Origin of the sequence: Specibacter sp. NPDC057265 (genome assembly GCF_042668835.1) — a bacterium.
Lineage (GTDB): Bacteria > Actinomycetota > Actinomycetes > Actinomycetales > Micrococcaceae > Specibacter.
Genome location: NZ_JBHUYE010000001.1, coordinates 330,106 through 353,263 on the forward strand (window position 1 = coordinate 330,106; position 23,158 = coordinate 353,263).

At 66.1% G+C, this 23,158-nt stretch carries 16 protein-coding genes; 6 read left to right on the forward strand and 10 right to left on the reverse strand.

The genetic code is table 11. From position 1 onward, the window contains the following. The first annotated feature begins 1 nt into the window (after window position 1). From ACFUCV_RS01390 to ACFUCV_RS01405, 4 genes are read left to right on the forward strand one after another with little or no spacing between them, the layout of a single operon-like run. Window positions 2–799: a CDP-alcohol phosphatidyltransferase family protein gene (locus ACFUCV_RS01390; RefSeq protein WP_380811203.1), complete on the forward strand. Its 798-nt coding sequence runs from the start codon at window positions 2–4 to the stop codon at window positions 797–799. Further along, window positions 796–1,752 carry a glycosyltransferase family 2 protein gene (locus ACFUCV_RS01395; protein WP_380811205.1) on the forward strand — a complete coding sequence of 319 codons (957 nt, stop codon included), beginning with the start codon at window positions 796–798 and terminating at the stop codon, window positions 1,750–1,752. The genes ACFUCV_RS01390 and ACFUCV_RS01395 overlap by 4 nt, the downstream gene beginning before the upstream one ends. Then, the gene (locus ACFUCV_RS01400; protein ID WP_380811209.1) at window positions 1,749–3,152 is read left to right on the forward strand and encodes an O-antigen ligase family protein; all 1,404 of its coding nucleotides are present in this window, start codon (window positions 1,749–1,751) and stop codon (window positions 3,150–3,152) included. Before ACFUCV_RS01395 ends, ACFUCV_RS01400 begins: the two co-directional genes overlap by 4 nt. Then, a complete protein-coding gene (locus ACFUCV_RS01405) occupies window positions 3,149–4,684 on the forward strand; it encodes a lipopolysaccharide biosynthesis protein (protein WP_380811211.1) in 1,536 nt (511 codons plus the stop codon). Before ACFUCV_RS01400 ends, ACFUCV_RS01405 begins: the two co-directional genes overlap by 4 nt. Before the next feature lie 154 nt (window positions 4,685–4,838). Here ACFUCV_RS01405 and ACFUCV_RS01410 read toward each other — a convergent pair whose 3' ends face one another. The 6 genes from ACFUCV_RS01410 to ACFUCV_RS01435 all read right to left on the reverse strand — a co-directional run bounded on the left by ACFUCV_RS01410 (window position 4,839) and on the right by ACFUCV_RS01435 (window position 13,740). Then, the gene (locus ACFUCV_RS01410; protein ID WP_380811213.1) at window positions 4,839–5,798 is read right to left on the reverse strand and encodes an alpha-1,2-fucosyltransferase; all 960 of its coding nucleotides are present in this window, start codon (window positions 5,796–5,798) and stop codon (window positions 4,839–4,841) included. Continuing rightward, the gene (locus tag ACFUCV_RS01415; RefSeq protein WP_380811215.1) at window positions 5,795–6,415 is read right to left on the reverse strand and encodes a glycosyl transferase; all 621 of its coding nucleotides are present in this window, start codon (window positions 6,413–6,415) and stop codon (window positions 5,795–5,797) included. The genes ACFUCV_RS01410 and ACFUCV_RS01415 overlap by 4 nt, the downstream gene beginning before the upstream one ends. Next, window positions 6,412–6,861, reverse strand: coding sequence for a PssD/Cps14F family polysaccharide biosynthesis glycosyltransferase (gene pssD, locus ACFUCV_RS01420; RefSeq protein ID WP_380811217.1), 450 nt, complete (start codon window positions 6,859–6,861; stop codon window positions 6,412–6,414). Before pssD ends, ACFUCV_RS01415 begins: the two co-directional genes overlap by 4 nt. Window positions 6,862–6,867: 6 nt before the next feature. Then, entirely contained in the window at window positions 6,868–8,346 is a 1,479-nt protein-coding gene (locus ACFUCV_RS01425; protein WP_380811219.1) for a Wzz/FepE/Etk N-terminal domain-containing protein, read from the reverse strand. A gap of 196 nt (window positions 8,347–8,542) precedes the next feature. Next, window positions 8,543–11,200 carry a LuxR C-terminal-related transcriptional regulator gene (locus tag ACFUCV_RS01430; protein ID WP_380811221.1) on the reverse strand — a complete coding sequence of 886 codons (2,658 nt, stop codon included), beginning with the start codon at window positions 11,198–11,200 and terminating at the stop codon, window positions 8,543–8,545. Further along, window positions 11,197–13,740: a LuxR C-terminal-related transcriptional regulator gene (locus tag ACFUCV_RS01435; RefSeq protein WP_380811223.1), complete on the reverse strand. Its 2,544-nt coding sequence runs from the start codon at window positions 13,738–13,740 to the stop codon at window positions 11,197–11,199. Before ACFUCV_RS01435 ends, ACFUCV_RS01430 begins: the two co-directional genes overlap by 4 nt. Window positions 13,741–14,117: 377 nt before the next feature. Here ACFUCV_RS01435 and ACFUCV_RS01440 point away from each other — a divergent pair, with 377 nt between their 5' ends. After that, complete coding sequence (locus tag ACFUCV_RS01440) at window positions 14,118–16,865, forward strand: WecB/TagA/CpsF family glycosyltransferase (protein WP_380811225.1); 2,748 nt, start codon at window positions 14,118–14,120, stop codon at window positions 16,863–16,865. Window positions 16,866–16,975: 110 nt separating this feature from the next. Further along, window positions 16,976–18,850: a DUF4082 domain-containing protein gene (locus tag ACFUCV_RS01445; RefSeq protein WP_380811227.1), complete on the forward strand. Its 1,875-nt coding sequence runs from the start codon at window positions 16,976–16,978 to the stop codon at window positions 18,848–18,850. Window positions 18,851–18,856: 6 nt separating this feature from the next. Here the strand turns inward: ACFUCV_RS01445 and ACFUCV_RS01450 are convergent, their stop codons facing one another. The 4 genes from ACFUCV_RS01450 to ACFUCV_RS01465 are packed head-to-tail and all read right to left on the reverse strand — an operon-like array spanning window position 18,857 to window position 23,158. Beyond that, complete coding sequence (locus tag ACFUCV_RS01450) at window positions 18,857–19,675, reverse strand: chain-length determining protein (RefSeq protein WP_380811229.1); 819 nt, start codon at window positions 19,673–19,675, stop codon at window positions 18,857–18,859. A gap of 1 nt (window position 19,676) precedes the next feature. Beyond that, on the reverse strand, window positions 19,677–21,080 hold the full coding sequence (locus tag ACFUCV_RS01455; protein WP_380811231.1) for an O-antigen ligase family protein: 1,404 nt from the start codon (window positions 21,078–21,080) through the stop codon (window positions 19,677–19,679). A 33-nt stretch (window positions 21,081–21,113) separates the two neighbouring features. After that, window positions 21,114–22,007 (reverse strand): DUF6492 family protein, encoded by an 894-nt coding sequence (locus ACFUCV_RS01460; RefSeq protein WP_380811233.1) that lies wholly within the window; start codon window positions 22,005–22,007, stop codon window positions 21,114–21,116. 47 nt (window positions 22,008–22,054) lie between these two features. After that, window positions 22,055–23,158 carry a glycosyltransferase gene (locus tag ACFUCV_RS01465; protein ID WP_380811236.1) on the reverse strand — a complete coding sequence of 368 codons (1,104 nt, stop codon included), beginning with the start codon at window positions 23,156–23,158 and terminating at the stop codon, window positions 22,055–22,057.

Consider the following 23,158-nt stretch of genomic DNA (forward strand, 5'->3'; position numbering starts at 1 on the left):
CATGACACAGCAACAAAAAACGGCCGCGCACAGCGCTGCCCCGGGTCCCCGCACCCGGGGGTCCTTTGGGGAGATCCTGGCGGGTTTGAAGTTCGCACAGAAATCAGGGGTGGGCGTGCCGGCGTACACCCGGTGGGTCAACCGCGGCCTGGCCCGCGGGGTGGCGGCGTTCTTCGCCGCCCGCGGCTGGAGCGCCAATGCCGTCTCCGGAGTCAGTGCGGTGTTCTCCTTCGCGGCGCTGGCGCTGCTGCTGCTGCTGCCGGTCTCACCCCTGACGGGTCTGCTGGTGGCGGTCCTGCTGGCCGCCGGCTACGTGCTGGACTCCGCCGACGGCCAGGTGGCCCGGGTGACGGGCACCGGAAGCATGGCCGGGGAATGGCTGGACCATGTCATTGATGCCGCCCGGACACCCGCCATCCACCTGTGCGTTGCGGCCGGCTTTGTGGGCCTCTACGGCGCCGGCGCCTGGCAGTGGTGGCTGCCGCTGCTCTACTGCGCCGTGGCCACCTGCCATTTCATGAGCCAGATCCTGGCCGAACAACTGCTGCGCAATGCAGCCCCTGCACCGCAGCCGGTGCCTGCCCCCACGGCACCGGTCCCCTCCTCCGGTGCCGCCCGCTCCCTCCTGATGGTCCACACCGACTCCGGAACCCTGTGCTGGCTGTTTGTGGCGTGGGGCTTCCCGCCGTTGTTTTTGCTGCTCTATGTGGTGATGCTGGCGGCAAACACGGTGACGGCCGCCGCGTCCATTGCCCGCAAGTTCCGCAGCCTGCAGGGCGCCCAGGCGGTGGCGGCGTGAACTCCCCCCACAACACCCCCGGGCTGGAGAAGACCCCGGCGCTGGATTTGGTCAGCGTGGTCATTGCCACCATAGGACGCCCGGACATGCTCCGGGACGCCGTCAAATCCATCCTGGCCCAGGACTATACGGGGCCGGTGGAGGTGCTGGTGGTCTTTGACGGGATTGACATTGACAAGCTCCGCGACATTGAGATCCCGCCCAACCGTGATGTGCGGCTGATGCAGAACTCCCGCACCAAGGGGCTGGCGGGCGGGCGGAACACCGGAATCCTGGCCGCTGCCGGGCAGATCATTGGCTTCTGCGACGACGATGACCTGTGGCATCCCAATAAGCTGAGCCTGCAGCTGGACCTCTGGTCACGGCACCAAAAGGAGGCCATTGCCATCTCCGGCGGCATCACCGTCCGCTCCGACGCCGGGCAGACCGACCGCTGCCCGCCGTCACAGACCTCCTTCCGGGACTTCCTTTCCTCCCGGGTCACGGCCATCCACCCCTCCACCATGCTGTTCCGCTGGGAGGACTTCATGGGACGGGTGGGGCTGGTTGATGAAGCCCTGCCGAGCTCCTACGGCGAGGACTACGACCTGCTTTTGCGTGCCACCCGCTTCGGCGACGTGTGGTCGGTTCCGTTCCCGCTGGTGACTGTGCGGTGGGACAGGCCCTCCTTCTTCGCCGGCAAATGGCGCAGCATGGCCGTGGGGCTGACCTACATTCTGCGTAAATTCCCGGAACTGGAGGAATCCCCGCACGGGGTGGCCCGGATTGCCTCCCAGGTGGCCTTCTCCCACGCCGCGCTCGGTGAACGCCGCGCCGCCCTGCACTGGGCGTACTCGGCGCTGCGCCGCAATCCCCAACAATTGCGCGCCTATGCCGCGCTCGCGGTGGCCGCAGGCCTGGTCTCCCCCCAGCGCTTGCTGGACACCGTCAACCGCAGGGGCCGGGGGCTGTGAAAAACCCCTGGGCCCCGGCCGGCGCCGCACCGCCGGCGCAGCTGCACCCTTCGCAGCCGTCCCCTTCGCAGCCGTCGCCGCTGGCGGCCGGTGGCCCCGGGCGGACCGTGGCTGCCGCCGGCGTTTTGCCGGCCTGGCCCATGATGGTGCTGCTGGCCGGCTTCCCGCTGTGGTGGGCGCTGGGCGCCGCACCCTTCGCCCCCGCCGCCCTGGCCCTGGTGATGCTGGCCCTGCTGCTCATCCGCGGCCGGATCACGCTGGTTCCGGGACTGCTGCCCTGGTTTGCGTTCCTGCTGTGGGTGGGGGCCGCCGCGGTGAACCTGCCCGATGGCGGCGCGGCCGTGGGCTACGCCCAACGCCTGGGCAACCTGGCCGCCGTCGGAATTTTCATGCTGTACTACGTCAATGCCCGCGAACGCCTCAGCGCCCGGCGCCTCATGGCCGCCGTGGGCGTGGTCTGGGTGACGGTGGTGCTGCTGGGCCTGGCCGCCATGGTGTGGCCGGAGTTCCGGCTGCGCACCCCCATTGGTGCGGTGCTGCCGGGGGCGCTGACCCAAAACCCCCTGGTGTATGACCTGGTGATGCCTCCGCTGGCTGAAATCCAGCAGCCCTGGGGGGCACCGGAGCCCTTCAACCGCCCGGCCGCCCCCTTCCCCTACGCCAATAGTTGGGGTGTGGCGTTTGCGCTGCTGACCCCCTGCGCCCTGTATCTGGTGACGGTGGCCCGGCACTGGTGGAGCAAGCTCGCGCTGCTGGCGCTGCTGGTGGTCTCATTCATTCCGGCCCTGGCCACCAGCAACCGCGGCATGCTGCTGGGGGTGGCCGTGGGAACCGGCTACGTGGTGCTGCGCATTGCCGCCCGCGGGCAGCTGGTGAAGGTGGCCGGTCTGGCCCTCGGCGTGGCCGCCGCAGTGGGGGCCCTGACGGCCTCGGGGGCCCTGGCCCGGATTTTGGGCCGGCAGGAATACAGCGACAGCACCTCCGGGCGGCTGCGCATTTACGACGCCACCTGGGCGGCCACGCTGCAGTCGCCCCTGGTGGGCCACGGCGGGCCGCGCATGGACGCCACCATTGGAATTTCCCTGGGCACCCAGGGCTACATTTGGATGCTGATGTTCAGCTATGGCCTGGTGGGCCTGGGCCTGTTCCTCTACTTCCTGGGCAACGGCATCATCCGCACCTGGCAGGCGCCGGGCACCGCAGGGCTGTGGCTGCACGGGGTGTTGATCACGGCGGTGGGAATCATCCCGTACTACAGCCTGGACATCATGCAGATGACCACGGTGGCGCTGGCCATGGCGGTGCTTCTGCGCGCCAAATACCATGATGAACCGCTGAACGGGAGCCCTCCGCAGACGCCGGCAGCCGTGCTCCCCCCGCCAAGGCAGCTGCACCCATGAGCCGGCCCATTGTGCTGCAGGGCGATCGAAAGGCTGTGACCAAAACCGGCATAGGCACCTTTGGCACAGTGATTTTTGGTGCCGGCGTGGCTTTCGCCACCACCTTGTTCGTCAGCAACTCCGCCGGTGATGCAGGGGCCGGGGTCTTTTTTCAGATCCTGGCGTTCTTTGCCATTGCCACCGCCGCCTGCACCTTCGGGGCCGAGACGGGGCTGGTGAAGACCCTGACCGCGCAGCTGACCCGTGGCGAGCGGGACGCGGTGCGGCTGAGCTTCGCCGTGGCGTTGGTGCCCGTGGGCATCACCGCCACCGTGGTGGCGGTGGCCGTGTGGTGCTCCGCCGCTGCGTTGGGCGGCCTGTTCCAGGACCCGCGGGCCACGGAGCTGATCCAATTGCTGGCAGTGTTCATTGTCCCGGGCTCCCTGCTCAGCACGGTCTTTGGCGGCCTGCGCGGCTTCGGGCGGGTGGGCAGCTTCACGGGGCTGCAGAATGTGCTCCTGCCGTGCCTGCGCTTCACCGCCGTTGCCGCAGTGACAGTGCTGGGGCTGGGCACCCTGGCCCTGGCCGCCGCGTGGGTGGTGCCCGTGGCCGGCGTGCTGGTGGTGGCCGCGGTGATGGTGCACCGCAGCTACCGGGCCTATCTGGCCCAGGACGGCGGCATTGGCGCAGGCGGCGGGCAGGACCGGAGTGCCTCTGCGGTGAAGTCCCCGCGCAGCGCCCTGGGGCAGCTGCGTTCCTTCTGGTCCTTCTCGGCCGGACGCGGCGCCAGTTCCCTGGTGGAGATTGTGTTGGAGTGGCTGGACGTCATTTTGGTGGGCCTGTTCCTGGGTCCCGCTGCGGCGGGTATTTACGGGGTGGTGAACCGCTGCGTGCGGCTGGGGCAAATGGCCGACCACAGTGCCCGCATTGTGGTGGGGCCCATGCTGGGTGCCGCCATGGCCTCTGCGGATCTGGCCCGGGCCCAGCTGATCTACCTGATGTCCACCAGGATCCTGGTGCTGGTGGCCTGGCCCTTCTACCTGGTGCTGCTGGTCAGCGGACCAACCCTGCTCTCATTCTTCGGCGCCGAATTCAGTGCCGGCTACCCGGCCCTGGCCATCATTGCCTGTGCCATGTGCCTGGCGGTGACGGCCGGGGGCGTCCAAAGCGTGCTGCTTATGGCCGGCCGCAGCAGCTGGCAGCTGTACAACAAGCTGGCGGCACTGGCCGTGGCCCTCACGGGGAACCTGACGTTGATTCCGTGGCTGGGCCTGCGGGGGGCGGCCCTTTCCTGGGCCGCCGCGGTGCTGCTTGACTGTGCCTTGGCCACCTGGGAAGTCCACCACTTCCTGCGGATCCGGGTATCCCCCCGCGCCATCGCCATGCCGGCAGGGCTGGCGGCTCTGGTCTACGGGGTGGGGCTGTGGCTGGTCCAAACCATTTTTGGCCCCTCCTGGTGGAGCGTGGGCCTGGGCCTGGCCGCGCTGACCGGCATCTACACCGCCGTGGTGTGGCACCGGCGGATCCCGTGGGGACTGGCGGCCCTGCGCTGACGGCACCCACGCCGGGGCTGCCTGGCCCGGACTGGCCGGGCGCCGCCGTCGGCTGTTGCCGGGCAGAAAAAAATGCAGCCCCTCCCCGCGCCACCGCGCTGTGGCATGGGGAGGGGCTGCGTCTTGGGAAGGGCCGCAACTGTTGGCGGCAGCCCTAAAACCGCATCCAGTGCCCGGGGACCAGGTCCGCGGCGGGGTCCGGGGAGCCGGAAAACCACTGCGCCGGCGCTATGACCGGGGACCCCGCGGTGGAGTCGCCACCGAGCCACCCGGCCCACCAGCTGAAGCTGCTGTTGGCAATGACCCTGCTGGAGCAGGCCGCCATCAGGGCAATCTCCCCACCGGCGCCCGTGGTCAGCTCCGCCGTCAGCGCCGGGGTGGCCACCGTATCCCCTGGCCGGGCCAGTTCGGCAGCCACCCAATCGGTGTCATCGCTGAACCACAGCACATTGTGCTTCCCCAGGTCCCGCAGGGTGGAGAGGGCGGACTGGTAGTAGCTGCCCTGAAGGCTGCCGTGATGGGCGGCAGCCACCGGGTTGCTCAGGTAGTCACCGCGCCGCACGTGCACCGCAGCACTGTGCGGATCCGCCGCCAGGGCGGCGGCGAAGGACTTCCCCTGCTGGGTCAGCATGCCGTGAAGATGGCCGGAGACCTTGGTCCGGACCTCCTGTTCCTGGCCGGCAAAATATTTGGGCGACTGGAAGTAGCCCAGCACATAATTGGTGGCCCCCTCCGGTCGCAGCAGACCATCCGTAAAGCCCTGGTCAAAGGAAAAGCCCGGTTCCTGCACCAGCCGCATGCTTCCGCTGCCTGCCCAATTGCCTGCCAGCAGGCCCCGCTTCTGGGCCAGCACGGCGGCCAGTCCCAGCGGGCGCGAAAGCCTCGGATATCCGTCCAGGAGCGCGCCAAGTTCCAGGGGGCGGTTGCCGCGGCAGCGTACGGTGTCAATGACCACCCGGGCGCCCCGGGCCGCCAAAGCGTGGGCGAAGCCCCACTCAAAGAGCTGGTTGCCCAGCCCGCCCTGGACGGACAGGATGGTGGTGGTCTGGACATGGGCGCCCCTGCGCTTGGGCTGCGCCGGCTTTACTGCCGTCAGCTCTGAGCGGCCCGTCATGGATTGCCGCCATGGCCGGGACCGCCGGAGGCTGCCAAGGGGTTGCCTTTGGCACCAATCAGCTGCTTCAGACGCCGTCGTGTCCTGCCCTTGTCGCTTTGCAGGAAGCCGGAAAAAATTGCTTCCTCCAGCTTGTAGGTGGCAATGTCCGGCCGCGCCACCCGGGGCGCGGTGGTCACCGTTGCCGGCTGGGCTATGGCCGCTTCAAGTTTGAGCACAAACCCGGCATAGTCCTCGGCCATGATCGCGTCCCCCTGTTTGCTCATGATGTCCGTGAAGATGATTTGATGCCCGTCCACCACCTCGTCCAACTCGGGACGCCGTGGCACGGCGATGGGAACCCGGCCCACCTCCCTGGCATCCAGAATGGATCCCGGGCCTCCCTGCACCACCACAATTTCCGACTGCCGGTACAGTTCCAGCAACTCGTGCCGGGGCATCCGCTCCACGGCCGTGGCGTAGCGGGGCGCCCGGCTGAATCCGTGCTGCACCACGCAGTCGACGGGCGTTTGCCGCTGCTCCATCCATTGGTCAATCCAGTCCACCAGGCGGTTGAACCTGTGGTGGTCGGTACCCAGCGACACCACCACCTTCGGCATCTGGCCGGGGGCGTTCACAGTACTGGTCCCACGTTGACGGCGTCGGGATAGCTGTGCAGCTGTTGCGGCCACTGCACGCAGAAAACGTCCGTCATGGGGTAGCAGATGCGTCCACTGAGCGTTGGCATGCTGATCCTGTCAAAGCATTCAAGATAAACGGTCCGGATCCCCAGCACCTTGGCCACCAGAAAGAACGGCACGCTCACCCCGGCGCCGTCGGAGACCACCAGATCGGGGCGTATGCGTATCAGGGTGGGCCAGGCCAGGAGGAAATTGCGGAAGGCGTTGAACAGGTTCCGGGTGGTGGGAAAGTGTGCCCAAACGACGTCTTCGCCGGCCAGGGCGGATTCAACTTCGGGCAGTTTAAAGGACACCCAGGTGCGCTCGTGCTTGCTCCACCACGGTGCCAACGGCAGCAGCTGCGCCAGATGGCCTCCGGCCGAAGATACCAGGACAATTTTCATTCAAAATCAGCGCTCCCTTGGGTTTAGTTGAATCGTCGGGACGGCTGTTGCCGTCCGGGTCACAATGGATGTGGGGATGCCGTGGGCGAGGAAAGGCGGAATTGCCGCCGGCACATGGCCTGCTTCAGACGGTGCCGCGGCGTTGTGGTCCCGCCCGGCGGGGACCGGCACGGCCGCAGCGCCCTGCTGTGCCGGCGGTTGATCCGCGGACGTGGCCGTCCATTTGTGCTGCCGGTGGCTGCGCCGCCGGCCGCTGGGGGCATACAGCACCGGAATGATCCGCTCCGCAGGCAGGGTGCGCACCAGGGCCAGTGTCTGCCTCAACGCCCGGAGCGGGGTCCGCTTCCCGGCCGAGACAATGAGCAGGTCCATGCGGTCGGCCAGGTCGGCCAGGCGGGTGCCGGCAATGCCGCTGCCCACCTCGACAAAGACCATGTCACTGTTTTCCCAGCGGCCGTGGCCTGCACGTGCCGGCCACCCCAAATCCACCGCCGTGGGGGAAACCCGCTGCGCGGACACCGCCAAAACGTCCAGTTTGTGCCGCCGCGCCAAGGACGCCAGCCAGGAGTGCAGCCCCGCCGGGCCGCTGCCGGGCAGGGTGATGACACCCACAAAGATGGTGCCGTGCCCCGCATCCCGGGCACCGCCGAGCCGGACCGTGCGCACCAGCCACCGCACCGGCTCCTGATCCTTGTCATTGACCAGCACCAGCTCGTTTTCAAACAGGGCGCCCAGCCGTGCCGCGGTGCGCACCTTGGGGTCTGTGCGTTCGCGCACCAGTGCCAGGGCCAGTCCCAGCAGCACGCCACCCATGGTCCCGGCGGCCATGAACACCAACAGGCCCATGGACGACTGTTGGGCCGGTGCAGTTGCCGAGCCGATGAGGCGTCCCGGGTTTGCCGAGGCCAGCGTCAGTTCGGTTCTTTGCTGTTGCAGATTCTGCACCTGCTGCTGCTGGCTGTCGGTCAAAGTGGCTTGATTGCTGAGGTTCTTGAGCCGTTCATCAATTTGGGCAATGTAGCCGGCGGCAACCTCCGCCGCCCCCTCGGAGCGGAACTGCAGGTAGGCCTTCGCCAGGGCATTCGCTTGCCGGGCGGCCTTCTCGGCGTCGGGCAGGGTGACACTGACTTCCAGAATCTGCGAGCCCGAGGGGGCTGCGGTTTCAGTGTTGCTCTGCAGGGATCCCGAGGATGCCTTCTCCCCGAGTTCCTGGGCGGCAATGGCGGCAACTTCACCGGAGGAAAGAATGGCGCGTTCAGTGGTGATATTGATTTGTTGATTTACCGCGGCGCTGGAAAAGGGGCTGGTGGTTATGGGGGAAACCGTGAGGGTGGCTGTTGCCGTATAGATTTTTGGTGCCGTGGCACCGAGGGCAAAACCAAGGGCAGCGCAAATAAGTGTGGTTACCAGTATTACCGGCCAGCGACGTGCGAACGTCATCATCAAGTCACCGACCTTGACCGCTGATATGTTTTTTTGCTGCATTAACAGGCCTTCCCCAAAGAACTTCCATCGGCTGGCACCGGCCCTGCCTCCCGTGGTGATTTCCCACCGGATGGCCAGGATTGGTGCTCAAGATTTAGCCTATGGGGGCCCTTTGCCCGGCGCCCGAGTAACGAATACTCGTTCTGGGGGCTGCTACGTGGAGGCCCCGTTGGGCGTACCTAGGGGCCCGCTGGAACTACTTGCCCGCCTGGGACAATAACTCGGGAAGCCACAATCCATAGAGTTCTTCACGGCTGCCCACACCCAATTTGGCATAAATCTTGTACAAATGGCCTTCAACTGTTCGTTGCGAAAGCGTGAACTGTTCAGCTATTTCCTTGTTTGAATGCCGCCTGTGCACCAGGGTGGCAATTTCCTTTTCCCGGACGGTAAGTTCAGCCAGGGCGGCAAGTTCCACTATTGCCGCGCTGCCGGTGGCTTGAAAGGGAAACTGCATTTTTCTGAACTGGATGAGAACAGCGGCTTTTCCGCTGGAATCGGCGCGCTTGTGGTGCAGGCGCAGCGCATGGCTCAGGGCTTCGGCGGCAAACAGCCGGTGCTGCGCGGCCGCGGGCATCCGGGCGGCCTCCGCCAGGGCACCGGCGTCGTGCGCTAGAAGTCCCTGGGCCACTGCATGCTGCATGGCTGCCGCGGGCCCGTCCAGGAGGGCGGCGACCTCGCTCATGCGTTGAAGCTGCCCGGTGCCGCCGGCACGTAAAAGCACATCCAGGATGGCCAATTCCATGGCCGGGGTGCCGCGGCGGCGGGCCTGCGCGCAAAGTTCGTCGAGGCGGGCAAAAGTGGCCGCCTCCCCTGCCTGCTGACTGTGGGCCGCGGCGACGTAGGCTTTGGACAACAGCCAGATGGGCGCGGAATCCGCCGCCGTGCCGGCGGTGAACTCCTCCGCCAACACCTCCGCGCGCCCGTGCTCGCCCAGCAAATGGCAGGCGTAGGCGGAGGCTGCCAGGGCGTAGGGCAAAACGCCCCCCGGATCGGACTCCCGCAACGCTGCCACCGCCACGTCAAAGGAGGCCACGGCGGCCTTCACCTTGCCCAAGCGCAGATCCTTCATGGCGGCGGCCAGTTCGCCCAGGCCACCGAGTTCCAGGGCCCGGCGGTCGCTGCCCCGGGCACGGGACGGTTCCCTCCGCGGTGCAGGGGGCTGGGGCGCCTCGCCAATGGATGCCAGGGACACCGTGTGCTGGGCAAAGAACGCCTGGCGGAACATGTCCAATTGCCCGGGGTTTTGTTGCAGCAGCGTGCGGGCCTGAAGGAAGTGGGCCTGCGCCGCGGCGTGCCTGCCTTCAATGGCTTCGGCATTGGCCAAAAGTGCCGTGGCGGCGAACTGCAGGCCCGCGTGGGGCTGCGTTGCGGCAATGTCCTTGAGCCTGTCCTGGGTTTTGGCCGGCAGCAGGTAGCCGGAACTGACTGTGAGCAGCGCGTCCACAATGTCCGCCCCGGGGCAGGACTGCAGGCCAAAGCCCCGGTAGGCCTCCCGCCACATCCTGGCGAGCCGTTCCAGGTTCTTCCCCGGTTGGCCCTCCTTCACTGCCACCATGGCGGTCAGTGCGGCCACGGCATCACATTCAAAGACGTTCCGGACCTGGCCCAGCAGAGTGTCAATCAGCGCCCAGGCATGGGCAAAGTGGCGGAGTTTGGTGTGGGCAATGACGCTTTCCACCCGGGCCTGAAAGATCCGGTTGGGTTCGGAGACGGTGGCCGCGAGCCGCAGGGCAAGACGGGACTTGTTGCGCAGATTGGCGATCCTGGCAGCATGGAGCAACTGCCGTGCGGACACATGCTGGCCGCAGTCAATGCCCCAGCCGGCATGGCGCATCAGCGCATCGCTGTTCAGCGGCAGCGTGGCACGGGCCTGCAGGACGTTTTTTCTGATCTGCACGCTGTGCCCCACGGGGATCCTTTGGCGCAGGCTTTGGCCGAAGACCGGTGAAACGAATTCCACGCTGTCCAGGGCTTCAGCGGTCCGCCGCAAAATGCCGGCCGCCATCAGGCTGCCATGGTCCGTGCCCGGAACCAGCCGGTGCAGCACGCCGGTGGACACTGGTTCCGCCAGCGCCACGGTTTCCAGGATGAGCTGCTCGGGGCCGGTGCAGTCATTGAATAAATCCAGGGCAACGTCGCAAACCACCGGATCCGGGGTTGACGGCACGGTTGCCAGGGTCCAAATGTTGCGGTGCGCCACAAATGCCTGGCTGGCCACTGCCGCATCCAGCAGCACCTGCAGGAACAAGGGGTGCCCGCCGGAAAGTTCCGCCAGGATCGCTGCCGCCCCGGGCACCACCTGTCCTTCCAGGCGTTTTTCGCAGCTGGCCAGCACTTCCGGGCCGGACAGGGTGTGCAGGGTGTGCTGGGCCATCATGGTGTCGTCGGTGAACAGCGGGCTGCAGGCCACGCTGCTGGTCCCCGGCTGGCACAGCAGCAGCATCCGCACCTCGCCTGAGACGGCGAGCTGTTCCAGCGCGGCACAGCTTTGCTCGTCAATCCACTGCGCATCATCAACCACCAACAGCGTGGATTTGCCGGCTGCCTCGCTGGTGGACAGCAGGTACTCATACAACGCCTGCACCACGTTCATGCCCATCTCCGGGCTTTCACCCCCGGCAGCGCACAGCTGCGGGCAGAACGTTTCCAATATGGCCAAAGGCGTTTGTGCCAGCAGGCGCCTGCCGGTCATCCACAGCACTTCAAAGTCGGCGGCCAGCGCCGAGGCAAGAGCCGTTCCCAGCGTGGTTTTGCCCATGCCCACACCGCCGGTGACCAGCATCCCGGCCAGTGACGGCTCGTACATGGCCTCGAGGAGTTGATCCAGCTGGGACTCATTGAACCCGCTCATGCCTTGGCGTCCTTGAGGAAGGGGATCAGTTCGGCCCGGTTGGAAACATGGAGTTTTGAATAGATTTGATACAGGTGGCCCTCCACGGTGCGGATGGAAATGCCCATGCCCAGGGCAATGTCCTTGTTGCTCAAACCATTGGCCGCCATCATTCCCACGCTCCGTTCCCGCTCCGTCAGCTGGCTGTTCACCACGCTGGCGGGGTCAAAAAGGTCCTCGGGGAGCTTGACCAGCCGTTGGAGCTGCCGGCGGATGCCCCGGGCGCTGGCCGGCGGGGCAATGCTGAGGGCGATTCTTGCCGCCTTCGTGGACAGGCCCGGATAGTCCAGGGTGCAGGCGTTGTCCACCGCCTGCACCAGCAGGGAACTGTCCTGCGCCAACAGGGCCTTGGCGTACAGGCCCAGCAGTTCAGCCAGGGCGCCTTCCTGGGCGGCGGCCAACATCAGCAGTTCCTCACAACGTTCGGTGTCCAGGGACTCCACCTGGACCCCCAGCAGCAGCAGCCGACGCGCCGGCGCGTCGGCGTCGCTGCCCAGGGCCAGGATGGGAGTTCTTGCCGCCGGTGGGGTGGCCTCGGCGAACAGGCACTGGGTCAAGGTGAACAGCAACTCCGGGATGTCCTGGCTCCCGCGCAGCAAGGTGAGCGTCTGCACCGCCTGGGGCATGGCTTCCCAGGGCGTGCCGGCAGTGCCGCCGGCCGGTTTGGTGCCCCCTGGTGCATATGCCCCGGCCAGGCCGGAGTGCCCCAGCAGGACCGTGGCACTGAATTTGGCCAGCTGGGCCAGGTCCGCCCAGTCGCGCATGCCGGCGTTTCTGAGCTGGGCGTGGGCCTGCTCCAGCAGTGCAACGGCCAGATCGTATTTGCCGCGGAAGCCCTGCACCAGACCATGCGTGAGTTCCAAGACTGCACAGTCCCTGAGATCACCACGCACGCCCCGTTCCCTGCACGCCGCCAGCAGCAGGTCCTGGAGCTCCCATTCCCCGCAGAGGGTAAAGGTCTGCAGCAGCGGCACCACCAGGGCCGCGGCCAAAGGCGCGGCCGGCGCCGGCGGGGCCGCACAGCCGCCCAGGGCCATGCGTGCGGTCAGGGAGCAGGCCAATTCCAGGGCCTCGTCCTGCCGCCCGGCCAGGGCCAGTGACTGTGCCCCCCGGGCAAGTTCAAGGCTTTGTTCGGCGGTGAAGGAGGTGCGCTCGGGGAGCAGTCCCTGCAGCCCGGTCACCGCTGTTGCGGTTGCCGCGTGTTCCGCGGCGTCCGCAGCCGCGGAAATGTCATGGACCCCGCTTCCGGGGGCAAGTGCGCCGCAGGCCACACCCCACGAAACACGGTTTTGCAGGGCACTGCCGTGCTGCTGCGCAAGTGGAGCCACGGCCTCGACGGCAGCAAACATGGCCCGGCTCCGCTCCTTGGAAATCTGCAGGGGCAGGACACTGGCCAACACCGGGTGGGCCAGCTGAAGTGAGGATTTCCCGTTGCCCACATAGCCCAGATCGCCCGAGCGCAGCAGCTGGTCAATATCCGCAATGGGGTGGACGCTGGCCAGGGTGGCCACCGGGATGGTTGTGGCCGCGGCCACCAGCTCCAGCAGCGCCACATTGCCGCTGGCGTCATTGAGCATGCGCGTCACCTGCCCCAGCCCCGGCGGCACGGTGGCACGCAGGCGCCCTTCGCGCCACACCCAGGATCCGTCGGCTTCCAGCAAGGCGCCGTCGTCCACCGCCTGGCGCAGCAGCGACTTTAAGTGCAGCGGGTTGCCGGCCGATTTCTGCCATGCCAGGGTGGCTGCGGCCAGGGAGCAGGCACCTGAGAGTTCCTGGCTCATCAATGCCCGGGCATCGGCATGGCTCAGGGCGGGCACATCCACCCGCAGCACAATCCCGCGGCGCCAAAGGTGGGAAAACTCCGCTGCCATGTCATTGATGCGCCGGCAGGCCAGGATCAGCCGGATGGACCCGGTGCGGGCAAGTTCGGACAGGGCCAGGGCGGACCACCTGTCCGCGTACTCGGCATTGTCAACCACCACCACGGGGGTCCCGGTGGCGGGGGCCGCCGCCAGGTGCGCCGTCACGGCCTGCAACACGTGCACCAGCGAGGGTGTTTGGCTTGAGCTCCGTCCCAGCAACAGGCCCAGGATCCCGTAGGGGGTGCCCTGCGTCAGCGTGGTGCCGCGCAAATAACGTGTGGGGGTGGCACCAGGCAGTTGGCCCACGACGTCCTGAATAAGCGCCGTCTTGCCAATGCCGCCGGGCCCCACCACCACGGCGCCGCGCCAACGGGGCAGGGTCAGGGCTGCTGACAGGGCGGCAATTTCAGGAGCCCGGCCAATGAAGGCACGCCGCGGCGCCGCTGAACGCCGTGGCTGCGCCTCCGGCGCGCCCTGGGGCAGGCCACGCTGGTCCATGCCGCGAAGCGGTGAATTGTGCAGCCTGGCGGGCATGCGGGAGGCACCTGTGAAGCCCGGGGCTCCACCGGCATCAAGGTGTGATGACCGGACAGGAGCCTTGGCAGCTGTTTTCCCCAGCATGGAGTCAAAGTCGGACATCTTGGAGACCTTCTTACGCGAGACCGTGCAAAACCTCCCTTCATTAGAGCCGTCCGCACCCCCGCGCACACGAGTGGAGATCACTTGATTTTTACGCGCACTGAAATACAAGTACCCGCCACCATACTTGGAGGGCCGCCGCGGCCACCTAGGTAGTCCCTGCCGGGGCGCACCTGGCGTCCGTGGGGCCGGGCCCCTGATTCAGGTACCACGTGCCTGGCTGCCAAGTACGTGGCTCCTGATTCAGGTGGCGGGGCACTCTATCCACACCCTTTCAGCCTGCATAACGTGCACCGTAGAGCCACTGCGCCCGGATGTGGACAGCGCTCAATGCAGGGGCCGGAGCACCGGCTTGAAGAGGAGCCTAAGGGGTAGCAATGTTCGGCATCAACCTTGTCAGAAGTCCCGCCAGCGTCAGTGGCACTGATGTCATGGACCTTGGCCAGGCACTGCCTCCGGCCCAATTTCCCCCCCTGGGGCGTTTCGCTCCGGAGCCCAGCAGCTGGGCCATAGTCGGTGGCACCAGCGTGGATTTGCGCGGCGTTGACGGTGCCGTCGCGGAAATCATTGATGCCGCCGTGCGGCCGCAGCCAAAGCCGCTGGCCGTGGCGTCCGCGAACCTTGACCACGTCTTTCATTTTGGTGCCGGCGGGCGCTGGGAGAACAGCTTGGAAACCGCTGGCTCCGTCAACTGGCTGACCCTGCTGGACGGGGTTCCGCTGCGCAGCACTGCCACCCATATGACCGGCCGCCAGTGGCCCCGCTTGGCCGGCAGCGACTTGATTGTGCCCTTGCTGGACCAAGCCGAGGCGCAGGGCCTCACGGTTGGTTTTCTGGGCGGGAGCCTGCAGACCCAACAGCTTTTGCAGCGCACCTTAAAAGAGGGCAGGCCCCGGTTGCAGGTGGTGGGCTGGTGGGCTCCGGAGCGCGCGGAACTGGCCTCCCCCGCCTTCTCCACCGAGCTGGCCCAGGAAATTGCCCTCAATCCCCCGGACTTGTTGGTGGTGGGTTTGGGCAAGCCGCGTCAGGAATTGTGGATCAACGAGTACGGCGCCCTGACGGGTGCGCCGGTGCTGCTGGCGTTTGGGGCCGTGGTTGACTTCTTGGCCGGGCGCATAAAACGCGCCCCCGAAGCGATGTCCGGCGCCGGACTGGAATGGGCCTGGCGGCTTGCCTTGGAACCCCGCCGCCTGGCCAACCGCTACCTGGTGCAGGGACCGGAGGCTTACTGGCGCATGAAGCGCATCAGCACCCTGGTCGGTTTCAAGGATCCCGCCGGTGGATCCGGGATGCCCGGTTCCAAGTCACCGAAGGAGGTGATGGTTCCGGCGCCCTCCGCCAGCACCGGGCCCGTGGGTGGACGCTTCCTGCCCAGGGAGGCCATGGCCGACGTGACTGTCGTGGTGGTCACCTACAACAGCGCCGCCGACATTGAGCCGCTGCTGGCCTGCCTGCGGACGGAGACCACCGGGCAGAGCCTGAAGGTGGTGGTTGCGGACAATGGATCCACCGACGCGACGGTGGAACTGCTGGCCCGCCATCCCGACGTCGTCCTGGTCCCCGGCGGCGGAAACCGCGGCTATGCCGGCGGCATCAACGCGGCCCTGCGCCATGCCGGTCCGCACTGCGATGTGTTGGTCTTGAATCCGGATCTGCGCATCCTCCCGGGTGCCATTGCCACCCTGCGGGAGCGCATGGCCCGCAGCGGTGCCGGCATTGTGGTCCCGAGGCTGTTGGATGACGACGGCACCATCTACACATCCCTGCGCCGTGAACCCAGCACCCTGCGGGCCATCGGCGACGCCTTCATGGGCAGCAAGGTCTCCGGACGGCCCGAATGGCTTTCCGAGATTGACTACTGCCCGGAAAGCTACGACTACCCCCATGCCATTGAGTGGGCCACCGGCGCTGCGCTGCTGATTTCCGGTGCGGCAGTGGCCCGGGTGGGGGAATGGGACGAACGGTATTTTTTGTATTCCGAGGAAACCGACTACTTCCGCCGGGTCCGGGCCAGTGGACGGAGCATTTGGTTTGAGCCCGCCGCCACCATGGTCCACAGCCGGGGCGGCTCCGGCAGTTCCCCTGAACTGACGGCGCTCATGGCAATCAACCGGGTCCGCTATGCCAGGGCCCACCACTCACGGGTCTACGCCGAAGGCATCAGGGCCGCCGCAACCCTGGGCACCCTGGCCCGCATCTACAAAGAAGGTGAGCGGGAGGCCTGCCGGGCGCTGGTGGGCCTGCGTCCCTGGGATGGGCTGCCACACGCGGTGCCGGCACCGGTGCCCGTCGTGGCACAAGCGCCCTTCCCCGGCGGCGCTGTCATCATTCCCGCCCACAATGAAGCCTCGGTGATTGCCAGGACGCTGCGCCCCTTGGGCGCCCTGGCTGCATCCGGCGCCATTGAAGTGATCGTGGCCTGCAACGGCTGCACCGACGCCACGGCCGTGGTTGCCGCTTCCTTCCCGGGAGTGCAGGTCCTGGAACTGGCACAGGCGTCCAAGACGGCGGCCCTGAACGCCGCCGACGCGGCCTGCAGCCGCTGGCCCCGGCTGTACCTGGACGCTGACATTGAAACCACGGCGGATGCGCTGGCAGCCGTTTTCCAGCACTTGGCGGCCCCCGGCTCGCTCTCGGCCCGGCCGGCGTTTTCCTACGACACCACCGGGTGCAGCCCCCTGGTCAAGGCCTACTACCGTGCACGGGCCCGCATCCCATCCCACCATGAGCACTTGTGGGGGGCCGGCGCGTATGCGGTCAGTGCCGCCGGACACGAAAGGTTCGCAGTGTTTCCCCCGGCCACCGCCGACGACGCCTATGTGGATTCGCTTTTCACTGCCGAAGAAAAAGCCATTCTGGCCACCGCTCCCGTGATTGTCCGCACACCCGCCTCCACCCCTGAACTCCTGCGCACCCTGCGGCGGATCTACCAGGGCAAACATGAACTGCAGTCCGGTCGGCGAGACAGTGCGGGACTGCGCAATCTGCTCCGTTCAGTCAACGGCCTTGTCCCGGCCTTCGACGCCGGCGTCTACGGATCCCTGGCCGTGCTGGGCAAACTCCAAAAACGCAGCTCATTGGCGAGGGCGGGGGGCTGGGACCGGGACGAAAGCCGCCGCGCTTAAGCTGGCCCGGGGGCTTCGGCCCCGAAACGATGTGATGGCTGCATGTTAGAATTTGCTGATGGGGGGCGTCTGCCCGGGTCTCAGCCAACTCTGCTTCAGGACTATCCCACATGAGACATACCCTTGCCCCAGCACGCAGGATTGTGCGCACCGGCAGCAGCTTCCGCGCCGGACACCTGCGCGTCAGCTTCACCGCAGCGGCCGCACTGGCGCTGTTGGTGCCGCTGTTGATGACGGCACCCAACGCCGCCTTCCCGGCCTTGGCGGCATCGATTTCCGTGCTGGAGGACCAGGTTCCCCAGACCCTGATCGACCCGGACACTGCGCAGGTTGAGTTGGGGACCACCTTCTCCAGCAGCGAGGACGGGACGGTCTCGGCTGTCCGCTTCTACAAATCAGTGGACAACCTCGGCCCCCACGTGGTCAAGCTGTGGTCCACCGACGGTCAGGTCCTGGCCACGGCCACCCTGCCGGCCGCTGCGGCTGGCACCGAAGGTTGGCAAAGCGTCGAACTTCCCAAACCGGTGGCCATTGCCAAGGACCAAAGCTACATTGCTTCCTACATTGCCCCGGCAGGCAGGTACTCCTCGGAAAATTATGGCCTGGCCAAAAGCAAAAGCAACGGCCCCCTGACACTGCATGCCGACGGCGGGGTGTACGCCTACGGCGATGGCACGCAAATGCCCAGCTCACGCTACAAGAGCACGAACTATTTTGTGGATGTGTCCTTCACCCCCGCCCCTGCCGAGGATCCCGGCACGCCGGGCCGGCCGGCAGCCGGCGGGCTCCCGGCGGGGGTGTCGGTGCGGGCCGTGGACGGCGGCAGCGACTATTACGCCAAGTTCGCCAACGCGCTGCCCACCACAGCCGACTACTTTCCCGTGGCAGTTTGGTATGAGAGCCTGACCGACGCGAACGACGTCGGACTGGACCAGGCGGTGGGGCTCAACAGCTACCTTGAACTGACCCCCAATTCCAATGCCGCCCTAGCCACCCAGGCCGGCATGCCTGCCATCACCACTTGGGATGCCCCCGGCCGTTCCGGGGCCCTGCTGCCGGACGAGGTGGACATGTGGGCAGGCCCGGGCTCTTCGGCCTGGAGCGGGAAATGGCCCGGGGAAGGTCCCATCTGCGTACCGGAAAATTCCCGCTGCGGTTACACCATCCAGGCCTCGCAGAAGGCTGCCGCAGCACCTGGAAGCATGATTTTCGCAAACTACGGCAAGGGTGTGACTTTTTGGGAAACTGACAGTGAGGCTGCCAGGTTCGTCAATGAGTATCCCAATGTGGTTTCCGCTGACAACTACTGGTTCACCGATCCGAACATCTGCGGTGTCAGCGAGGGCGGCACCCTGGTCTTCCCGCAGCGTGTGCTGTCCCAGGACGAGTGCCGGAAGGCTGCGAACTACGGTTGGACCATTGACCGCGTCCGCTCACTGGTGAGCCCCGCGGCGTCGAAGCCGGTGTGGGCCTTCATCGAGGTGGGCCACCCATTCAGCGAGGACGACGCACCAACCATCACCGCCGCGCAAATCAAGGCCGCCGTGTGGAGCAGCCTGATCCATGGGGCCCGCGGCATCATCTACTTCAACCATAACTTCGGTGGCGGCTGCGTGTCCCAACACGTGCTGCGCGACGCCTGCGGTGCCCAAATTCGTCCCGGGGTGACAGCCCTGAACGCCCAAATCAAGTCCTTGGCGCCGGTGTTGAACGCACCCTTTTTGGACGGGGCAGCCACTTCCGCCGGCGAGGTGGAGCTCAGTGTGCGGGTCCATGAGGGAAGCCTGTACCTTTTCGCAGCCGCCACCGCCAGCGGCAGTCAACGCGTTGACCTTTCCCTTAAGTGCAGCAACGCCACCTCGGCCGCCGTGCTGGGTGAGAACCGTTCGGTTCCCGTGGTGAACGGCGTCATTGCCGACACCTTTGCCGATGGCAACGCGGTTCACCTGTATCAGCTCAACGGCTCCAACAGTTGTGGTCTGTAGCATCAACTAGACCCTGGCTTTGATCCGGGGCCGGCGCCGGCGGAGGTCCTTTTTTCGCTCCCTCCGCAACTGCCGCAGCTTCAAGGGCTCGGACGCGTCGTCGGGCCCGCCTTCCGGACGGTCGCGTTCCGCAAGCTGGGGACCGCCGGAGCCTGCGCCGTTGCCGGTGTTCAAGCTTCCCTCCTCCTCTTCCCGCCGCCGGTCAAGGGCCCGGGCACCCGAGACTGCAGCAAACAAGAGCACCACCCCGCCGGCGCCCACCATGATGACCGAACGCAGCCTGCTGGAAAACTGTTCGACGGCCTGATCCCCGCTGGTGACGGCCAGGGCTGTAAAGAGGTAGCGCTGGTCTGCTCCATTGACCTCCTGCATCGCCTCCAGTTCCTGCACCAGGTACTCCCCCAGCACCTTGACGGTGTCCATGGCCTGTTCGGGGGATGATCCCGTGGCCGTGGTTTGAACCAGCAGGCCCGTGCCAAAGCTGCCGGCCCTTTCCACGGTGTACTCAGTGTTCAGACCCTGCATGAGCAGTGACTTGGCCACCTCCTGCGAGCTGAGCCTGGTGGTCAGCACCTGGGCAATGAGGGTGTTGTCGGACGAGCGCAAATAAGGGTTGTTTGAATTCAAGTCACCCAGGGCCGGATCCTCCAGGATCTCCCGCTCGCTGGGCACCATGGGGTTGACCAGGGCAAAGGTGGCCGTAGCCTGGTAGCTTCTGGGGCCGAAGGCGAAAAGATAGGCCGCCGCCACCACTGTCACCAGCAGCACTGGAATCAGGATGAACTTGTGGCGCCACAGGGTCTTGACAACTGATAAGGGATCCACACTACTCCTTGGTTCCGGTACGGCGACCGGGTGTTGAGGTTGCCGGCGGCAGGGCCACGGCTTGGAATGGTGCGGACTCGTTTTTGACCAACATCCACACCGCGCCGCCCAGGCCCACGATCAATGGATACAGCAGGGAAAACACCGGAAAGGACAGGGAGTCAAAGGTGGCTGATGCCGGTGCTGCCACCAGCGCCGCACCCGCCACCGCCCCGGCAAGGCAACGCAGCGAGGGGTCGCTGGCATGACGGGCCGCCTGCAGCGTTGTCATCCCCGGCAGAATGAAGTAAACAACAACCGCCACCGCGCCGATGAGGCCCATGTCAACCGCCGAATGCAGATACTGGTTGTCCAGCAGCTCCAGGGCATTGGCGGGCATATAGGTTCCCGGTCCGGTTCCTCCCACGGGCCTGGAGAGGAACATGGCCTCCACGCGTGGGTAGTTGTTCAGGCGGGTGGATATGGAAGGGTCGCTGGAACTGACGGTGGCAGCCCCGAACAGTGTGGCTATCAGTCCGGGAACTGCCACGAACAGACCCAGGACGGACACGGGAATGACTATTAAGGCCCATTGCCTGCCAATTTTTGGCAGGAAGGGCACGGAGACCAGCACTGCCACGGCAGCTGAAATCATGCCGGAGCGGGAAATGGTGGCGGCAATGGCAAAGACCAGGGAACCTGTGACCAGCCAGTGCAGCCATTTGCGCCCCACCGGGTCAAACACCGAACGCCACACGGACAGGGGTAGGGCCATGGAGGCCACCACCCCCAGCTCAATGGGCGTGAAGGTTGTTCCGGCGACCCGCATGAGACCGCCGCGCAGCTGAAAGGTGGTGTTTCCGCCATTGTCACTGAAGCCGACCATGAACGTCTGCAGGGTTTCCATGGGATTGGTGCGGGTGATGAACTGAATGGCTGCCAGGGCGCAGCAGAAGAAGGCCCCCCGCACCAGGGCACGCACCAGAACCAGCGCATGGGCGGTGCTCTTGACCGTCTCCGCCGTCACCAGGACCAGTCCCGTTGAGGCTGCCATGAGCAGGACCCAGCGGTCGGCGCTGGCCCGTCCAGCCACCGTGCTGGGTCCACTGAGTCCGGAGTACAGCAACACATAGGTGATGCAGGTGGCCAACAACATCATGGCCAGCGCAATCCGGCCGGGATGCCGGGATGTGGAGGACCCATGCAGCCCCAAAAGCGCCGATGCCCCCCACAGGAAAAACAGCATCAGGGAGAGCAGCATGGCCACGTGGCCGGCCGCCCCCAGCGGGTCCAGCACCATGTTCGCCGGGAAGGCAAAAATGGCCAGGGCCGCACACCGCAGCAGCCACGGCGGCCCGTCCCGGGACGGCGGGGCCTGCGTCGTCGTCAGCTCCCCCGGGCCGGCGCCTGCACCGTGGACCATCATCCCCTGCCTCCCTTCGCGCATTCCCTGATGAAGTCAGTCATTGGCTGCAGCTTCCATTTGGGCCAGGACGTCCCGGCGCACCGACATGGGTGTGTTGGATTTGGCCGATATCATGGCCGCAATCAGCCCCGGATCCATGCCGGCAATGAAGGCGGAGGCTTTGGAACCCACCAGGGGGGTCTCATCGAAGTAGTTGACACACCGCATGTCGGTGCTGAGCGGGACCTGCTCCAGTCCGTGAATCTGCTCGAGGTATACGCCGTAGAGGATCATTTCGGAAAAATGCAACCGCCTGCCAATGGCGGTTTCCCAGGCGCAGGAGTTGCTGGCGGCAACGCGCTCCAGCATGGCGCGCACAATCTCCGGATCCCAGGCGCAGGGCCAACAAATGTAGTCCGGCAGCGGCAGCTCGGTCCGGCGGGGCAAGCCCAGCAATTGTTGGGCCGTCTGCACCCACAGGCGATGCCGCGGCAGGCTTTCGTCAATTCCCTCCGGTCTGCGGAAAAGGCGCACAGCGCCGTCCTGGAGGAAAAGCTCCGCGCCCGTTTCCCGAAGCAGCACCAGATCGGAATCCACACAGAGCACCACCTGGGCGCTGGAACGCCGGCTCGCTTCCAGTTTAATGATCTGTTGGCTGATCCAGCCGCGGACCGGCGGCCAGGGCCGGAGGGCATTGATCCACATGTTGGCGGCCGGAATTTTGACCATCCGGGCCGGCAGGTAGCCGGCGGCGTCGTGAATGACTGTCCGAGGCCCTGCCAGCGGCTTGAACAAATCCACATCACTGCCCGGAACAATGATGGTGTGCTGCACCCCCGCTCCGGTGAATCGTTGAATCGAGGCAGCGAGTTCGGCGCAAAACTCAAAATCCGGCGCATAGCTCGGTGTGATGATCTCCATGGTGGGGCTGGCGGAAGCTGCTGACAAGAGGATTCACTCCAATCGGTGGTGGCTGGGCAGGGGGTGGTTTTTGATCACTGCAGCAACAACTGCTCCACTTGTTCGGCCCGGTGTTCCCAGCTATGGCCCTTGATTTGTTCGGCCTGCCTGGCCCGTTCGGCGTCCGTGGGCCAATCAGCGGCCAGTTCAGTCACGGCCCTGGCGAAGTCATCCGCTTCGCGGGCCAAACGGACCGTGGCAGCACCAAATTGTGCCGGTGGCAGATGGGTGGCCACCACTGCCAGGCCCGCAGCGAGGTATTCCAGTGTTTTCAACGGGAAGCTTGCCCTGTTGAACGGCGTGTCCGCATAGGGGGTCAGACCCACATTGGAGCTGGCCAGCAACTCGTCAACGGCGGCACTGCTCAGGACCCCGTGCCAGTGCACATTGGGTCGGCTCAAAAAGGCGTTCAGGCGCGAGACGGCTCTGGGCGACTTGGCTGTTTTGGGTCCCGCCACCGCCACATGGATGCCCGTGTCAGCGACGGCGTCAAGGACGTCAAAATTCAGCCGCTCATTGAGCTGCCCCACCAGGGCGGCCCGGGCAAAGCCTGGATTGGTGGCGTAGGCACTGCTTTTGAGCCGGCAGCCATTGGGCACCACCGTGACGTCCCGGCCAAGCCTTTCCGTCAAGATCCCGGCCAAGTGTTCGCTCACCGCAGCCACCACGGTGGCCTTGGCGGCATTGATTTTCCGCACCCGCGCAAGGTGCTGTGCGGAAAAGCCCATCAGGGCGGCGCCGGCGTCCCAGTCATCGGTGACGAAGTACAGGCGCGTGCCGCCAACCCCCTGGGGGAACGTCAGGATGGGAGAGGCGCAGATGGTGTCAGGAGCCTGCAGCCGCAGTTTTTTCACTGCAGCCCTGACAGCCTGGTGGTAGCTCACTTCGGTGCACCTGCGCAGCCCGGGCCGGGTCACCCCGGGCGGGCCCACTGTGCGCAGCCGCACGATCCTTTCGCCGACCTGCTCCAGCTGCGGCGCTTGGGTGGATGCAACCCTGGAGCGGAGCACACCCAGCACCGAAACCGGCGGGTCGACCCAAAGCACATGGTTTTCCTGCGCCAAGGCGGTGGCCAGGTTTTTGTCCGTCCCTGCCACGGCATCCCATGAGGTGCCGGCCAGATAAATGATGGTTCCCAT

Excerpts from the sequence above, each read along its gene's own strand:
- ACFUCV_RS01390 (WP_380811203.1), top strand. The coding sequence starts at position 2 with ATGACACAGCAACAAAAAACGGCCGCGCACAGCGCTGCCCCGGGTCCC.
- ACFUCV_RS01405 (WP_380811211.1), top strand. The coding sequence starts at position 3,149 with ATGAGCCGGCCCATTGTGCTGCAGGGCGATCGAAAGGCTGTGACCAAA.
- ACFUCV_RS01410 (WP_380811213.1), bottom strand. The coding sequence starts at position 5,798 with ATGACGGGCCGCTCAGAGCTGACGGCAGTAAAGCCGGCGCAGCCCAAG.
- pssD (WP_380811217.1), bottom strand. The coding sequence starts at position 6,861 with ATGAAAATTGTCCTGGTATCTTCGGCCGGAGGCCATCTGGCGCAGCTG.
- ACFUCV_RS01425 (WP_380811219.1), bottom strand. The coding sequence starts at position 8,346 with ATGCAGCAAAAAAACATATCAGCGGTCAAGGTCGGTGACTTGATGATG.
- ACFUCV_RS01430 (WP_380811221.1), bottom strand. The coding sequence starts at position 11,200 with ATGAGCGGGTTCAATGAGTCCCAGCTGGATCAACTCCTCGAGGCCATG.
- ACFUCV_RS01435 (WP_380811223.1), bottom strand. The coding sequence starts at position 13,740 with ATGTCCGACTTTGACTCCATGCTGGGGAAAACAGCTGCCAAGGCTCCT.
- ACFUCV_RS01440 (WP_380811225.1), top strand. The coding sequence starts at position 14,118 with ATGTTCGGCATCAACCTTGTCAGAAGTCCCGCCAGCGTCAGTGGCACT.
- ACFUCV_RS01445 (WP_380811227.1), top strand. The coding sequence starts at position 16,976 with ATGAGACATACCCTTGCCCCAGCACGCAGGATTGTGCGCACCGGCAGC.
- ACFUCV_RS01455 (WP_380811231.1), bottom strand. The coding sequence starts at position 21,080 with ATGATGGTCCACGGTGCAGGCGCCGGCCCGGGGGAGCTGACGACGACG.
- ACFUCV_RS01465 (WP_380811236.1), bottom strand. The coding sequence starts at position 23,158 with ATGGGAACCATCATTTATCTGGCCGGCACCTCATGGGATGCCGTGGCA.